Source organism: Streptomyces malachitofuscus (assembly GCF_055571035.1).
In genome coordinates, this window is the sequence record NZ_JBVIGA010000019.1 from 56,130 (window position 1) to 71,162 (window position 15,033).

Annotated in this window: 12 protein-coding genes; 4 read left to right on the top strand and 8 right to left on the bottom strand. The window is 72.7% G+C overall.

The window, feature by feature from the left end:
* Positions 1–68 precede the first annotated feature (68 nt).
* A complete protein-coding gene (locus ACZ44S_RS25930; protein WP_466932972.1) occupies positions 69–3,287 on the top strand; it encodes a family 78 glycoside hydrolase catalytic domain in 3,219 nt (1,072 codons plus the stop codon).
* Positions 3,288–3,349: 62 nt separating this feature from the next.
* Here ACZ44S_RS25930 and ACZ44S_RS25935 read toward each other — a convergent pair whose 3' ends face one another.
* From ACZ44S_RS25935 to ACZ44S_RS25955, 5 genes are all read right to left on the bottom strand, one after another.
* Entirely contained in the window at positions 3,350–3,709 is a 360-nt protein-coding gene (locus ACZ44S_RS25935; protein ID WP_466932974.1) for a DUF3140 domain-containing protein, read from the bottom strand.
* Entirely contained in the window at positions 3,706–3,939 is a 234-nt protein-coding gene (locus tag ACZ44S_RS25940; RefSeq protein WP_190162932.1) for a hypervirulence associated TUDOR domain-containing protein, read from the bottom strand. The genes ACZ44S_RS25935 and ACZ44S_RS25940 overlap by 4 nt, the downstream gene beginning before the upstream one ends.
* A gap of 129 nt (positions 3,940–4,068) precedes the next feature.
* Positions 4,069–6,300: a catalase/peroxidase HPI gene (gene katG, locus ACZ44S_RS25945; RefSeq protein WP_466932976.1), complete on the bottom strand. Its 2,232-nt coding sequence runs from the start codon at positions 6,298–6,300 to the stop codon at positions 4,069–4,071.
* A gap of 32 nt (positions 6,301–6,332) precedes the next feature.
* The gene (locus tag ACZ44S_RS25950; RefSeq protein ID WP_466932978.1) at positions 6,333–6,770 is read right to left on the bottom strand and encodes a Fur family transcriptional regulator; all 438 of its coding nucleotides are present in this window, start codon (positions 6,768–6,770) and stop codon (positions 6,333–6,335) included.
* Between the two features lie 111 nt (positions 6,771–6,881).
* Positions 6,882–7,562 carry a helix-turn-helix transcriptional regulator gene (locus ACZ44S_RS25955; protein ID WP_466933202.1) on the bottom strand — a complete coding sequence of 227 codons (681 nt, stop codon included), beginning with the start codon at positions 7,560–7,562 and terminating at the stop codon, positions 6,882–6,884.
* A gap of 87 nt (positions 7,563–7,649) precedes the next feature.
* On the opposite strand from ACZ44S_RS25955, the gene ACZ44S_RS25960 reads away from it, so the two are divergent.
* Positions 7,650–8,081 (top strand): hypothetical protein, encoded by a 432-nt coding sequence (locus ACZ44S_RS25960; protein WP_466932980.1) that lies wholly within the window; start codon positions 7,650–7,652, stop codon positions 8,079–8,081.
* Between the two features lie 2 nt (positions 8,082–8,083).
* Here the strand turns inward: ACZ44S_RS25960 and ACZ44S_RS25965 are convergent, their stop codons facing one another.
* The gene (locus tag ACZ44S_RS25965) at positions 8,084–8,965 is read right to left on the bottom strand and encodes a YegS/Rv2252/BmrU family lipid kinase (RefSeq protein ID WP_466932982.1); all 882 of its coding nucleotides are present in this window, start codon (positions 8,963–8,965) and stop codon (positions 8,084–8,086) included.
* Between the two features lie 63 nt (positions 8,966–9,028).
* Complete coding sequence (locus ACZ44S_RS25970) at positions 9,029–10,621, bottom strand: FAD-binding oxidoreductase (RefSeq protein ID WP_466932985.1); 1,593 nt, start codon at positions 10,619–10,621, stop codon at positions 9,029–9,031.
* 74 nt (positions 10,622–10,695) lie between these two features.
* Here ACZ44S_RS25970 and ACZ44S_RS25975 point away from each other — a divergent pair, with 74 nt between their 5' ends.
* Both ACZ44S_RS25975 and ACZ44S_RS25980 read left to right on the top strand, forming a co-directional pair.
* The gene (locus ACZ44S_RS25975) at positions 10,696–11,304 is read left to right on the top strand and encodes a TetR/AcrR family transcriptional regulator (RefSeq protein WP_466932987.1); all 609 of its coding nucleotides are present in this window, start codon (positions 10,696–10,698) and stop codon (positions 11,302–11,304) included.
* The gene (locus ACZ44S_RS25980) at positions 11,301–12,881 is read left to right on the top strand and encodes a glycerol-3-phosphate dehydrogenase/oxidase (protein ID WP_466932989.1); all 1,581 of its coding nucleotides are present in this window, start codon (positions 11,301–11,303) and stop codon (positions 12,879–12,881) included. Before ACZ44S_RS25975 ends, ACZ44S_RS25980 begins: the two co-directional genes overlap by 4 nt.
* A gap of 8 nt (positions 12,882–12,889) precedes the next feature.
* On the opposite strand, the gene ACZ44S_RS25985 is transcribed toward ACZ44S_RS25980, so the two are convergent.
* Complete coding sequence (locus ACZ44S_RS25985; RefSeq protein ID WP_466932992.1) at positions 12,890–14,974, bottom strand: discoidin domain-containing protein; 2,085 nt, start codon at positions 14,972–14,974, stop codon at positions 12,890–12,892.
* Positions 14,975–15,033: the final 59 nt, after the last annotated feature.

The window sequence follows — 15,033 nt, forward strand, 5'->3', positions numbered from 1 at the left end:
TTCTGTAAGAAACGAGAAGTAGACGCAACGTAGTTGAGGGGGGGAGGGGCGGAGTCTTCTTGAGGGGAATGGTGACAACAGGGGTACCCCACGCCGCGCCCACCGCCGCCGCCCCGTCGGCGGTGGCCGCGCCGTCACGCGGGCCGGGAGCCGGCGGGCTGCGCATCGTGCGCACCCGTGTGGAGTACGCCGACACGCTCCTCGGCACGGACGTCGACCGCCCCCGCCTCTCCTGGGAGTTGACGGCACCTGGACACGGGGCCCGGCAGAGCGCCTACCGCATCCAAGTGGTCCGCGACCGCGCCCGCTGGGACGGCCGCAAGGTCTGGGACTCCGGGAAGGTCGACTCCGACCGGACGGTCGGAGTCGTCTACGACGGCCCGGCGTTGCTCCCCCGCACCCGCTACCACTGGCGCGTGCGGGTGTGGGACGCGAAGGGGCGCGCGTCCCGCTGGAGCGAGCCCCGCTGGTGGGAGACAACGTTGTCGAACGACGACTGGGGGGCCGGCTGGATCGGCGCCGACGCCCCGCCGCAGCCGCCGTCGTTCCAGGGCGCCTCATGGATCTGGTCACCGGACGCCACCTCCTCCGACGCGCCCGAGGGCCCCCGGTGGTTCAGGGCACGGCTGGCCCTGCCCGAGGGGGCGGCGGTCCGGCGGGCGGTGCTGGTCGCCACCGCCGACGACGACTTCACGCTGTACGTCGACGGGCAGCGCGCGGCGCACGCTCCCGAGCAGCGGGACGGCTGGCGCACCGGCCGCACCGCGGACGTCACCGGACTCGTCGGCGGCGCCTCACCCGGGGGGATCGTCCTCGCCGCGCTCGCCACCAACCGCGGCGGAGCGTCCGTCAACCCCGGCGGGTTGCTGGTCCGTCTGCTCGTGGACACGGCCGACGGGGAGCACCACGAGCTGGTCACCGGGCACGGGTGGAGCGTCGCGGAGACGGAGCAACCGGGCTGGCAGCAGCCGGACTTCGACGACGGGGCGTGGCCGGAGGCCGCCGTTCTCGCGCCGTACGGACAGGGGCCGTGGGGCTCCGGCGTGTCGGTACCGGTGCCGGAGCAGCCCGCGCCGCTGCTCCGCAGGAGCTTCACGGTGCGCAAGAAGATCTCCCGGGCGCGGCTGTACATCAGCGGCCTCGCCTACTACGAGGCGCACCTCAACGGCCGCCGGGTCGGACGGCAGGTCCTCGATCCCGGCTTCACCGACTACGACGAGACGGTGCTGTACGCGGTGCACGACGTGACCCGTCTGCTGGAGCGCGGCGAGAACGCCCTCGGTGTCACCCTCGGGCGCGGGTTCTACGGCATGACCACCCCGAACGTGTGGAACTGGCACCGTGCGCCCTGGCACGGGGAGCCGCGTCTGCTCGCCCGGCTGGAGATCGACCACCCCGACGGCTCCCTCACCACGGTCGTCTCGGACGGCGACTGGCGGCTGACCGAGGGCCCGACCCGCTCCGACTCCCTGTACGCCGGTGAGACCTTCGACGCCCGGCTGTCCCCCGATGGCTGGACCCGTCCGGGGTTCGACGACAGCGCATGGCGCCCCGCGGGAGTGCAGGAGGCGCCGGCCGGGACACTGCGGGCCCAGCCGCACGACCCGATCGAGATCACCGAGACGGTGCGGCCCGAGAAGATCAGCGAGCTGCGTCCCGGGGTGTACGTGGCCGACATGGGCCGCACCATGGCGGGCTGGACGCGGCTGACCGTGCGGAACGCCGCCGCGGGCACCGTGGTGCGGCTGGTGCACGGCGAGAAGCTGAAGGACGACGGCAGTGTGCACGCCGAGACGGGCCATGTGCCGGGGCGCTTCCAGACGGACGAGTACGTGTGCGCGGGCGGCGGCGAGGAGGTCTGGGAGCCCTCGTTCTCGTACAAGGGCTTCCGCTATGTGCAGATCAGCGGGCTGCCGGCCCGGCCCTCCCCCGGCCAGGTGCTGGGCCGGGTGGTGCACACCGGGGTCGAGGAGGTCAGCGACTTCGCGTGTTCCGAGCCGTTCTACGAGTGGCTGGACGGTGCCATGCGGCGGACCGTGCTGAACAACCTGCACGGCATACCGACCGACACTCCGATGTACGAGAAGAACGGGTGGACCGGTGACGCCCAGCTCGGGGCGCCCGTCATGGCGTACGCCTTCGGGATGCACCGGTTCCTGTCCAAGTGGCTCGGGGACCTGGCGGACAGTCAGACGCGGGCGGGACAGCTGCCGGTGATCGTGCCGAGCGGCGGCTGGGGGTACCGGGAGGCGGCACCCTCCCCGGAGTGGACCACGGTGTACCCCTTCGTGGTGCGCGAGATGTACCGCGTGTACGGCGACGAACGGGCGGCCCGGGAGCACTGGGACGCCCTGGTGCGCTACCTGGACTGGGAGCTGAACCGGCTCGAGGACGGGCTGGCGGTCACCGCGCTGGGCGACTATCTGCCGCCGGGATACGGGGGCAATCCGCCCGAGGACACCCGGCTCACGGCGACGGCGTATCTGTACCGCGCGCTGCTGCACACGGCGGAGACGGGTGACCTGCTGGGCGAGAAGGCAACCGCCGCCCGCTACCGGGAGGCGGCGGGGAAGCTCAAGGACGCCCTCAACGCGGAGTTCCTCGGTCCGGCGGGGCACTACCGCACGGCGAAGGACCCCGGCTACCGGCAGACCTCCAACGCCGTGCCCCTGGCCTTCGGTCTGGTGCCGCCGGGGGCCCGCGCCTCCGTCGTCGACAGCCTGGTGAAGGACATCGAGGAGCGCGGCAACCATCTCGACACAGGCGCGCTGGGCACCAGCGTGCTCCTGCGGGTGCTGTGCGCCCACGGGCGGCCGGACGTGGCGCACGCCGTGGCGACGCAGCGGACGTATCCGAGCTGGGGGTACTGGCAGGAGAACGGCGCCGACACCATGTGGGAGATGTGGCCGCTGGACTCACGCTCCCGCGACCACTACTTCCAGGGCACGGTCGTGCAGTGGCTCTACGAGAACGTGGCCGGTCTGCGTCCCGGTGACGCCGGATACCGGACCTTCGTGGTGCGGCCCGACGCCCGCACGGGGGTGGACTGGGCGCGCACCTCGATCCGCACCGTGCGCGGCACGGCCGCGGTGTCCTGGTCGCGGATCGACGACCGGCTGCGGCTGACGGTGCGGGTTCCCGTGGGCGCGACCGCCGACGTCCATGTGCCGGGCGACGACCGGTCCCGGGTGACCGCTCCCGAGGGCGCGGAAGTCCTGCGCACCGAGCCGGGGTTCGTGGTCTACCGGGTGCCGCACGGGACGTGGGAGTTCACCGGACGCGCGTAGGGCGCGGGCGCGGGGCGGTCACGGCGGTGTCGGTCGGGGGACCGTGCCGCCGGGGCCGTCCCTCACCGGTGGGGTGACCCCTCGGCGAGCGGGTCGTGGCCCCAGTTCATGAGCGAGTGGCGCCAGCGGGTGTCGCCCACGTCGCCGGACGGGCGCTGGGCGAGGTGGCGGCGGATGTAGCCGACCACCTTGCGCATGTGCTCGTAGTCGTCGTCGGAGAGTTCCTTGCGGCCGGCGCGGAGGATGCCGACGATGCGGCGGCCGGACGCGTGGCCGGTCGACTCGCCACCGTCCTTGTGCTGCCCCGCAGTGTGGGACTCGTCCGTGTCCAGCCACTTCTCCAGGTCGCCGGGCTTCATGTTGACCAGCTCGCGGAACTCGTCCCAGGTCTCGTCCTTGCGCTCCGGGTCCACGGCGCTCACTTCTTCTTTTTCCTGAGCGCGGAGGGCTTGTGGACCGCCGGCTTGCCCGACTTGTCGCTGCGCACCTCGTACTGCGGCTCCTCCTCGGAGGCGGCGACCGTGCGCCCGGCCGCCTCGGTGCGTTCGGTGATCTTCTTCTCGACCTTGCCCGTCGTCTCGCTGCCGTGGCTGCTCCAGGCGACCTCGTCGCCCTGGTGGAGATCCTTCCCCCGGTCGCCGTCCTTGCTCATCCCAGGCCTCCTTCGCGTGGCGGTCGGCTCGGTTCCACCCTGGTGGCAGGGCGGCCCACGCGCATCTCGGAGCGGGCACACGTCCGGGCCGGCCCCTGCGGGCCGGCCCGGATCGGCGGGGCGGGTGGCTCAGACCAGGTCGAACCGGTCGAGGTTCATGACCTTGTCCCACGCGTTGACGAAGTCCTGCACGAACTTCTCCCGGGCGTCGTCGCTCGCATAGACCTCCGCGAGCGCGCGCAGTTCGGAGTTGGATCCGAACACCAGGTCGGCGCGGGTACCGGTCCACCGGACCTCGCCGGTGGCCGCGTCCCGGCCCTCGAAGGTGGTCTGGTCCTCCGACGTCGCCTTCCACGTCGTGCCCAGGTCGAGGAGGTTGACGAAGAAGTCGTTCGTCAGCGTGCCGGGCGCGGTGGTGAACACGCCGTGCGCCGTCTGCCGGTGGTTCGCGCCCAGGACCCGCAGACCGCCGACCAGGACGGTCATCTCGGGGGCGCTGAGCGTCAGCAGGTTGGCCTTGTCCAGCAGCAGGAACTCGGCGGGCAGACGGTTGCCCTTGCCGAGGTAGTTGCGGAAGCCGTCGGCGGTGGGCTCCAGCGCGGCGAACGACTCGGTGTCGGTCTCCTCCTGCGAGGCGTCCACGCGGCCCGGCGTGAACGGGACCTCGATGTCGACGCCGCCGTCCTTGGCGGCCTTCTCGACGCCCGCGGCGCCGGCCAGCACGATCAGGTCGGCGAGCGAGATCTGCTTGGTGCCGGTCTGCGCGGAGTTGAAGGAGCCCTGGACGCCCTCCAGGGTGCGCAGCACCGTCGCCAGGCGGTCGGGGTCGTTGGCCTCCCAGCCGCGCTGCGGCTCCAGGCGGATGCGCGCGCCGTTGGCGCCGCCGCGCTTGTCGCTGCCGCGGAAGGAGGACGCCGACGCCCACGCCGTCGACACCAGATCGGACACCGACAGGCCCGAGGCGAGGACCTGCTCCTTGAGGGCGGCGATGTCCGCGGCGTCCACGAGGTCGTGCGTCCGCTCCGGCAGCGGGTCCTGCCACAGCAGCGTCTCCTCGGGCACCTCCGGGCCGAGGTAGAGGGACTTGGGTCCCATGTCGCGGTGGGTCAGCTTGTACCAGGCGCGGGCGAAGGCGTCCGCGAACTCGTCCGGGTTCTCCAGGAAGCGCCGGGAGATCGGGCCGTAGACGGGGTCGAAGCGGAGCGCGAGGTCCGTGGTGAGCATCGTCGGCTGGTGGCTCTTGGACGGGTCGTGGGCGTCGGGCACGGTGCCGGCCCCCGCGCCGTCCTTCGGCCGCCACTGGTGGGCGCCGGCGGGGCTCTCGAACAGCTCCCACTCGTAGCCGAAGAGGATCTCGAAGAAGCTGTTGTCCCAGGTCGTCGGCGTGTTCGTCCACGTCACCTCGAGACCGCTGGTGATCGTGTCGGCGCCCTTGCCGGTACCGTAGGTGCTCTTCCAGCCCAGGCCCTGCTCCTCGAAGCCGGCGGCCTCGGGGTCGGGGCCTACGTGGTCGGCCGGGCCGGCACCGTGGGTCTTGCCGAAGGTGTGGCCACCGGCGATCAGGGCGACGGTCTCCTCGTCGTTCATCGCCATGCGGCGGAACGTCTCGCGGATGTCGCGGGCCGAGGCGATGGGGTCCGGGTTGCCGCCCGGGCCCTCGGGGTTGACGTAGATGAGGCCCATCTGCACGGCGCCGAGCGGGTTCTCCAGCTCCCGGTCACCGGTGTAGCGCTCGTCGCCGAGCCAGGTGGACTCGGGGCCCCAGTAGACGTCCTCCTCCGGCTCCCAGACGTCGGCGCGGCCGCCGGCGAAGCCGAAGGTCTCGAAGCCCATCGACTCCAGGGCGACGTTGCCTGAGAGGATCAGCAGGTCGGCCCACGACAGGCTCTTGCCGTACTTCTTCTTCACGGGCCACAGCAGGCGGCGGGCCTTGTCGAGGTTGGCGTTGTCCGGCCAGCTGTTGAGGGGGGCGAAGCGCTGCTGGCCGGCGCCGGCGCCACCGCGGCCGTCGCTGATGCGGTAGGTGCCCGCGCTGTGCCAGGCCATCCGGACGATGAGCGGGCCGTAGTGGCCGAAGTCGGCGGGCCACCAGTCCTGGGAGGTGGTCAGCACCTCGGCGATGTCCCGCTTCACCGCCGGCAGGTCGAGGGACCGGAACGCCTCGGCGTAGTCGAAGTCCTCACCGAGCGGGTTCGCCACGGCCGGGTTCTTGGCGAGGATCTTCAGGTTGAGGCGCTCGGGCCACCACCGGTGGTTTCCGCCGCCCTGGGTGGGGTGCGGGGCGCGCCCGTGCGCGACCGGGCAGCCACCCGCTTCCTCCGCCTTGGGTTCGGTGACGATCGCGTCATGGTTCTCGGTCATGGGGATCCTTCCGGGCGAAAACGTTCGCGCAGTCAGGTACTGCGGGAGGAGGAACAGCCGGGGCACAGGCCCCAGTAGACGACTTCGGCCTCGTCGATCACGAAGCCGTGACCGTCGGACGCGGTCAGACAGGGCGCGTCGCCGACCGCGCAGTCGACGTCGACGACCAGACCGCAGGACCGGCACACCAGATGGTGGTGGTTGTCCCCGACGCGGCCCCCGTAGCGGGCGGGGCCCCCTGCCGGTGCGATACGGCGCACCAGCCCCGCCTCGGTGAGCGCGTGGAGCGCCTCGTACACCGCCTGCAGGGAGACGTGCCCTATGCGCCGGCGCACCTCGGTGGCGAGCTCCTCGGCTCCGAGGTGGCCGCCCTCGCGGACGGTCTCCAGGAGGGCGACGCGGGCCGCCGTCGCGCGCAGGCCCGCACCGCGGAGCTCCTCGGCGGTGGTCGACGGCCGGGATGCGGTCATGCGCCGAACCTATAGGCCCAGACACGAATAATTCCAGAGAACGAACCGGTCCAGTCTTGGGGCGTGTCCGGTTGCTGCGGGTGTCTCCCCGGCTGTTCCGTGTGCCGAGGGTCAGGCGGCGGGGTCCAGACGGACGCAGCACCGGCCCGCTTCCGGCGCGAGACAGGCCTCGAATCCCGTTGCGCCGAGCCCTTCGAGCATGCCCCGCATCAGGTGCAGGTTCATGCCGCACACCGTCTGCGTGTGGGCGCGGGCCAGTGCGTGGAAGGGGCAGTTGCCCAGCACGACGGACCCGCCGTCGTGCCGCGGCTCGAAGCCGTGGCGCTCCAGCACACGGAGGAGCTGCGCCTCGTCGCCGTCCGCGCCCAGCCGTACGCCCAGTTCCCGGGCCCGGCGGTGCAGCACCTCGCGCACGGGTTCGCCGGTGGCGCCCGACTCCTCCACGGCCTGGGCGAGCAGCCGGCCGGCGAGTTCGTAGCGCCGGTCCGGGAGGCTGACGGCGATCTGTGCGGCCGAGCGCCGGTAGAGCTTGGCCGGGCGGCCCGCACCGGGTCCGCTGCGTCCGCTGCGCCGCACATGGAGCACGTCGAGCAGGTTCTCGGCGGCCAGCCGGTCCAGATGGAAGGCCGCGGTCTGCCGGGCCAGCCCCAACGCCTCCGCCGCCTCGTCCCGGCCGACCGGGTGGCCCCGGCCCACCACGTAGTCGTAGAGCCGCCGGCGGGTGGGCTCGTCGAGAGCGGCAATGGCCGAGATGTCCTTGTCGCGCACTTCTTCCGTGTCGTCCACGAACACCAGTGTAAAAGCAACAGGCATTGACTAAAGAGCGGAACCGCGCTTCTATCGTTAATGAGAGTTGTCGATAGAAGAAAGGTGCAGGCCATGGCCTCCACAACCACGAGTGGCACGCCGGTCACGCCCCGGCGGGCCGCGCTCACCGACCCCGGTTACCAGGCGTACGTCATCCTCCGCACCGGCTTCACCGTGGCCCCGATCCTGTTCGGGCTGGACAAGTTCGCGAACCTGCTCGTGGACTGGCCCGGCTACCTCGCGCCGTGGATCGACGACGTCGTTCCGGGCAGTGCCCAGTCGGCGATGTACGCGGTGGGAGTGATCGAGATCGTCGCCGGTGTCGTCGTGGGCATCGCGCCGCGCTTCGGGGGCTGGCTGGTCGCCGGCTGGCTCGCGGGCATCATCGTCAACCTGCTCACGCTCTCCGGCTACTACGACGTCGCGCTGCGCGACTTCGGACTGCTGCTCGGCGCGGTGGCGCTGGCACGGCTGGCCCAGCGCCACCACGGCACCCGGCCCTGACGTCAGTACAGGACGCGCAGCGCTCCGGGCAGGACCCGGACCGTGACGGGGAGGGCCGCGTCGACCTCCCCGTCGGTGCCGTAGGGGATGTCCCGGTCGGCCTCGATGCGGATCTCGCTGCCCCGCAGGATCCGCACCTGGGGCCGGCGCACGTGTGCGCCGGTCCTGAGCTCCTGCATCAGGGCGAAGAACAGCCGCCTGGGCGCGTCCTCGATCATCACGACGTCCAGCAGGCCGTCGTCGACGCGGGCGTCGGGGGCGATGGCGCGGCCGGAGCCGTAGAAGCCGGAGTTCGCGGCGACCACGGTGTACCCGGTGTGCGGGTGTTCCTCGCCGTCGACGGTGACGCGGTAGCGGGCGGGCCGCCAGCCCGCCACGGCCCGCAGGCCGCCCGCGTAGTAGGAGGCGGACCCCTTCAGCAGCCTGGACCGGTTGGCGTGGCGGTTGGCGAGCGCGTCCACACCGGCGTACACGCTGCCGAGCACCACGGTGCGGTCGTGGACCGCCGAGGTGACCTCGATGGTGTCGACCTGCCGCGGCTCACCGTGCAGCAGGATGCGGGCCAGTTCCTCCGGGTCGCGGGGCAGGCCCAGGGCGCGGGCGAAGTCGTTGCCGCGTCCGGCCGGGACGAGCCCGAGGGTCGCGCCGGTGCCGCTGAGGGCGCCGCCGACGCCGCCGGCGATGCCGTCGCCGCCCACGGCGAGCACGACCCGCCCCTGCTGTCCCGCGTCGCGGGCCAGTTCCCGTGCGTGGGCCAGGCTGCGGCTGTAGGCGGTCCGCAGGTCGGCGCCCTTCTCACGGAGGTGCCGGGCCAGGGCGAGCAGGGCTGCCGCTGAGGTGGCCGCGCCCGCGGTGGGGTTGACGACGGCGGTGAACTGGCGCATCGGGGTGCCTCCGGGGCGGGCCGACGGGTGGGGAACGGACAGGTGGCCGACGGGACGTACCGGTCAGTCGGCGGGCAGGAGGACGCCGGGGTTGAGCAGTCCCGCCGGGTCCAGCCGCCGCTTCACGGCGCGCAGGGCGTCGATGCCCAGGGGACCCGCCTCGCGGACGTACCAGTCCCGGTGGTCGGTGCCCACCCCGTGGTGGTGGCTGATCGTGCCGCCGGCGGCGAGGATCGCCTCGTTGGCGGCGTGCTTGGCGCGCGTCCAGTGCGCCACGGCGTCCTCGCCCTGGGCCGAGACGACCGTGAAGTACAGGGAGGCGCCGTTCTCGTAGACGTGGGAGATGTGGCACATGACCAGCGGCGGGGTGCCGGCCTCGGTGAGCGTGGTGGTGAGCGCGTCGCGGACGGAGGCGTACAGCCCGGGCACGCGGGACCAGAACGTCGCCGTCTCCAGCGTCTCCGCGAACGCCCCGGCGTCCAGGAGCGCGTCGCGCAGGTACGGGGCCGAGTAGCGTCCGTGCGCCCAGCGCCTGCCCGGCTCCTCGCCCAGGGGTGTGCCGCCGCAGTCGCGCAGGACGGCCGCGGCGCGCTCCCTGCGGTGCGCGGTGTCCTCCTCCGTGCCCTCGTATCCGGCGACGGCCGTGCAGCCGGCGGCCTGTTCGGCGACCGAGCCGATGGCCTGCGGGTTGGCCAGGCCGATCAGCGTCTCGGTCTCGTCGGACAGGCGCAGCACGGTGGGCCGCGGTCCGTCCTGGGCGAGCCGGCGCAGCGCGGTGGTCCCCTGGTCGAACGAGGGGAAGTGCCAGCCCTCGTACACGGCGACCGGAGGGACGGGGCGGATGCGCACGGTCACCGAGGTGATGACGCCGAACGCGCCCTCCGATCCGAGGATCAGCTGGCGCAGGTCGGGTCCGGCGGCCGAGCGGGGGGCGCGGCCGGTGTCGAGGGTGCCCTCGGGGGTGGCGAGGGTGAGGGAGAGGACCATCTCGTCGAACCGCCCGTGGCCGGCGGACGCCTGGCCGCTGGAGCGGGTGGCGGCGAAGCCGCCGATGGTGGCCCACTCGTAGGACTGGGGGAAGTGACCGAGGGTGAAGCCGTGTTCGGCGAGGAGCGCCTCGGCCGCCGGGGCGCGCAGGCCGGGCTGCAGGGTGGCGGTGCGGGACACCGGGTCGAGGTCGAGCAGGGCGTCCATGCGCCGCAGGTCCAGGGCGACGAAGGCGCCGCGCCGTTCGGGGGCCAGGCCGCCGACGACGGAGGTGCCGCCGCCGAAGGGCACCAGCGGCAGCTCGTGCTCGGCGCACACCCGTAGGACGGCGAGCACCTCCTCGTGCGTGGAGGGCAGGAGTACGGCCGCGGGGACGGCGGAGATGTCGCCCTCGCGAATGCGCAGCAGGTCGGGGGTGGACTTGCCACGCGTGTGCCGGACGCGGAACTCCGCGTCGGTGCGCACATGGGCCTCGTCGCCGAGCGCCTCGGCCAGGGCGCGGTGCGCGGCGGGTGCCAGCGGGCTCGTGGGGACGGCCATGTCCTCGATGGCGACGGGGGCGGCCTCGCGCGGCTTCACACCGAGCAGATCGCGCAACAGCCCGATCACCGTGTCGGGCAGCGGCGTCGCCTTGGCCGGGTCCCCCCAGCCGCTCCACAGCATGTCCATGACTGTCGTCCTCATCGGTCGGAAACGAGCGATGCCGTCGCCCGACGGCCTCACCTGGCGTTACACTGTGACACATGACGCCTATTCGTCACAACGCTTCCGGCGGTTCGGACAACGACGCGGTGCTCGACGCGGTACGGGACTGCGTCCTGGCCGTCGGGGTCCGCCGCACCACGCTCACCGACGTGGCCCGCCGCGCCGGGGTCTCCCGGATGACGCTGTACCGGCGGTGGCCCGATGTGCGCACGCTGGTCGGTGACCTGATGACCCGGGAGTGGATCGGGGTCGCCACCGGGGCGATGCCCGAGCGCCGGCCGGGGGTGCCCGCACGCGAGGTGATCACCGAAGGGCTGGTGGCGGCGGTGCGTGCCTTCGGCGCCCATCCGCTCTTCCGGAAGATCCTCGACGTGGATCCCGAACTGCTGCTGCCCTATGTGCTGGACCGCCGGGGGGCGAGCCAGGAGGCCCTGCTGGACATGCTGGCCGCCGTCCTGCGCGAGGGACACGCCGACGGCTCGGTACGTGCCGGCCATCCGGTGCGGCAGGCCCGGTCGGTGCTGCTGATCGTGCAGTCCTTCACCCTGTCCCTGCGGACCATGGCCGAAGAGGACGACCCCGAACTCGCCGCCGAGGCCTTCCTCGGCGAACTGCACGACATCCTGGAGAGGACCCTCACGCCATGACCTCCCCCAACGGCCCGGCTCCCGCGTCCTCCCTCTCCGCCGCCCGGCGCTCGCGCGAACTGACCGACTCCGTGGGCGGACCCGTCGTCGACGTCCTGGTCGTCGGGCTCGGCGCCACCGGCGCGGGCGCCGCGCTGGACGCCGCGGCGCGCGGACTGAGCGTGGTCGCCGTCGACGCCCACGACCTGGCCTTCGGCACCTCCCGCTTCAGCAGCAAGCTCATCCACGGGGGGCTGCGCTACCTCGCCTCCGGACGGCTGGACGTCGCCCACGAGAGCGCGGTCGAACGCGGGGTGCTGATGGAGCGCACCGCTCCCCATCTCGTTCAGGCCCAGCCGTTCGTGCTGCCCCTCACCCCGCTGGTCTCGCGCGGTCAGGCCGCCCTGGCGCGGGCCGGGTTCCGTGCGGGCGACGCGCTGCGGCTGGCCGCCCGCACGGCCCGGGCCACCCTTCCCCCGCCGCGCCGGCTCTCCGTGGTGGAGACCCGTCATCTCGCCCCCGCCCTGCGGCGCGACGGCCTGCGCGGCGGCCTGCTGTCGTGGGACGGCCGGCTCACCGACGACGCCCGTCTGGTGACCGCCCTCGCCCGCACGGCCGCGGCGCGCGGTGCGCGGATACTGACCCGGGTCAGGGCCCTGGAACTGACCTCGACGGGGGCCCGGGTCCGTGACGAACTCACCGGGCGTACCGGCGAGATCCGCGCCCGCGCGGTGATCAACGCGTCGGGCGTCTGGGCGGGCGGCCTCGTCGACGGCGTCCGGATCCGGCCCTCCCGCGGCACCCATCTCGTCCTGCGTCCCGAGAGCCTCGGGACTCTGGCCGCCGGCCTGCACATCCCCATCCCCGGGGAGAACAACCGCTTCGTGCTCGTCCTCCCCCAGGAGGACGGCCGGGTCTACGTCGGTCTCACCGACGAGCCCGTGGACGGCGACATCCCCGACGTCCCCCAGGCACCGGAGACGGACATCGGGTTCCTCCTGGACGTCCTGTGCTCCGTACTGCACGTCCCGGTCCACCGCGGTGACGTCGTCGGCGCCTTCGCCGGACTGCGCCCGCTGCTGGACACCACGGCGGAGCGCACGGACACGGCTCCCAGGACCGCCGACCTCTCCCGCCGGCACGCGGTGCTCACCTCCTCCGAGGGCGTCATCACCGTCGTCGGCGGCAAGCTCACCACCTACCGGCGCATGGCCGAGGACGCCGTCGACGCCGCGGTCCGGGTCCGCGGGCTGGCGGCCGGCCCGTCCCCCACCGCGTCCCTTCCCCTGGTGGGCGCCGCGCCGCCGCACGTCCTCGCGGCACTGCCCGTACCGCGCCGGCTGGTGCGGCTCTACGGCGCCGAGGCACCCGCCGTCCAGGCTCTCGCCGCCCGCGATCCCCGGCTGGGCGAGCCGGTGCTGCCCGGGTATCCGGTCACCGGCGCCGAACTGCTCTGGGCCGTGCGCCACGAGGGAGCGCTCGACGAGGAGGACGTGCTCGACCGCCGCACCCGCATCGGCCTCGTCCCCGCCGACCGGACCATGGCGCTGGAGGAGGTACGCGCGGTCTTCACCCGAGCGCTCTCCCACGGCGGTTGAGTCCGCGGTCAGCGTGCGCGGACGCCGACCTCGTGGAGCGAGTAGCCCCAGTCGGTGCCCCGGTCCAGGAAGTGGATGCGGAGGTACCGGGCCGGTGAGGGGGTGAACACGGCCGTGTCCAGACCGCCGTCGCCGGAGGTGGTGGACCACACGGTGCGCCAGTCCGTGCCGTCGGCGGACAACTCGATGCGGTACGAGGTGCCGTACGCGCGTTCCCAGTCCAGGGTGACCCGCCCGATCCGGCGCGTGTCACCGAGGTCGATACGGAGCCACTGACCGTCGCTCCAGTCGCTGGCCCAGCGGGTGCCCCGGTCGCCGTCCACCGCCCTGCCGGGCGCGTAACTCGTGAACGGGTTCCACTCCGCCGAACTGGCCGTCGCCCGGGCGCCCTCGGCGAGGTTCACCCCGGCCCGGTGCCGCTCGGAGGCCCCCCAGGTGTCGAGGTAGGACTCGGCACCACGGAAGAGGTCGTCCACCACGTGCCGCCCGCCGACGCGGCGGATGTCCTCGATCCAGTCGGGGACGAGGCCGTAGTGCGCGGCGCCGTCGGTGTTCAGGTCCCAGGTGCGTTCGCCGGTGGTCTGCCGGTCCAGGACGGAGCCCCCGTCGACACTGCGGAAGGGGTAGGTGACGGGATCGGGGGCGTCCGCGCCGCGCGGGGCGGGCCAACCGCCGACACCGTTCATGTCCGTGCCGTAGCCGTAGCCCACGCCGTACTCGTCGCGCAGCGCAGCCGTGCGGCCGGCCTCGGCCACGAAGCCCTCGGAGCCGTGCATGTACTGGGCGACGAAGCCGCCGAGGCCGTAGACCCGTTCGGTCCAGTTCAGGTCCATCCAGCTGTGCGAGGAGAGGACACCGGGGTACGACTCGGCCTCGAAGATGTCGAGCACCCTGCCGGTGGCCTTGACGCTCATGTGGTCGATCTCGAGCATCATGTTGCGTTCCATCATGCCGCGCACGGCGTACTCACCGAGTGCGGTGAGCCCGCGGACGTTGCACCGCGCGCCGGCGTCGTAGGCGGGTACCCGCACGCCTGCCGGCAGCTTCTTCTCGGCGCCGGGCGCGGGGGCGAGACCGATGGGGTTGTCGGCCTGCGGGCCGCGGCACTCCTCGGTCCGCCAGAAGGTGCCGGTGGACAGGAACTGCCCGACGTTGATCGCGGTGCCGAGCGTCCCCGAGTCGAAGCGCACCCCGCACAGCGCGTTGTCGAACTTGTGGCACAGGAACATGCTGCGCACGCCCAGCGCGTGCAGTTCGTCGAGGCCTGCGTCGATGTCGGCCCTGTCGCACTGCGGGACGTCCAGGATCTGCTTGCATCCGAAGGGCTCGGAGGTCTCGACGCCGAGGACGACCGCGAGCTTGCCCTGCGCGATGACGTCACGGGCCTGGGCGCTGTCGGTGACGATCCGGAACCAGCCCTTTCCCGGTCCGCCGTACATGCCGTCGATGTAGGCCTGCATGTCGTACGTCAGCCGGGCCTGCAGCCGGATGGACGTCATCTCGTCGCAGCCGCGGTCCTTGAAGAAGTAGACGGAGCAGATCACGCCGTTGGTGACGAGGTCGTTGACCATCACTCGCTGGCCGCCGCGCCAGGCCCGCTCGATCCAGGCGTAGTAGTTCTGCTGATGGGTCAGCGAGTCGTGGGCGGGCCAGTCGGCGAAGGTGGGCCAGCCGACCGGATCGTGCCTGCCGTCACCGCCGTTGGTGATGAAGTCGAAGACGGCCAGCGAGCCGTCGGGGTAGTGCTCGGGGCAGTCCTTGAGCGCGTCGGCGATCCCCTCGGCGGAGAACGCCTTGCCGCAGATGAGCCGGCCGCCGAAGGCCTCGTTGGACATGATGTGGTTGTGCGCGTCGACGAACCCGCGCACCTCACCGGCGGAGTCCGTCCCCGTGAACGGCTCGCCGGTGACGCCGACCCCCGAGTCGGGCGTGGGCCGGGCGGGCGGATCCCACCAGTCCCCGTCGGCGGCGGCACCGGGGGTGGGGCCCAGGGCCGCGGCCAGCACGAGAAGGAGAAGCGTGACGATCCTCAGGTCTCGTCGTGTGCGATACGTGGTCACTGCGCACGTCCCTCCGCCGACGGGAGTTGTCATGACCTGTACAGCCACTTGGAGGGAGGATCGCTACTGACGGGTACGCCGTCAAGTACCCG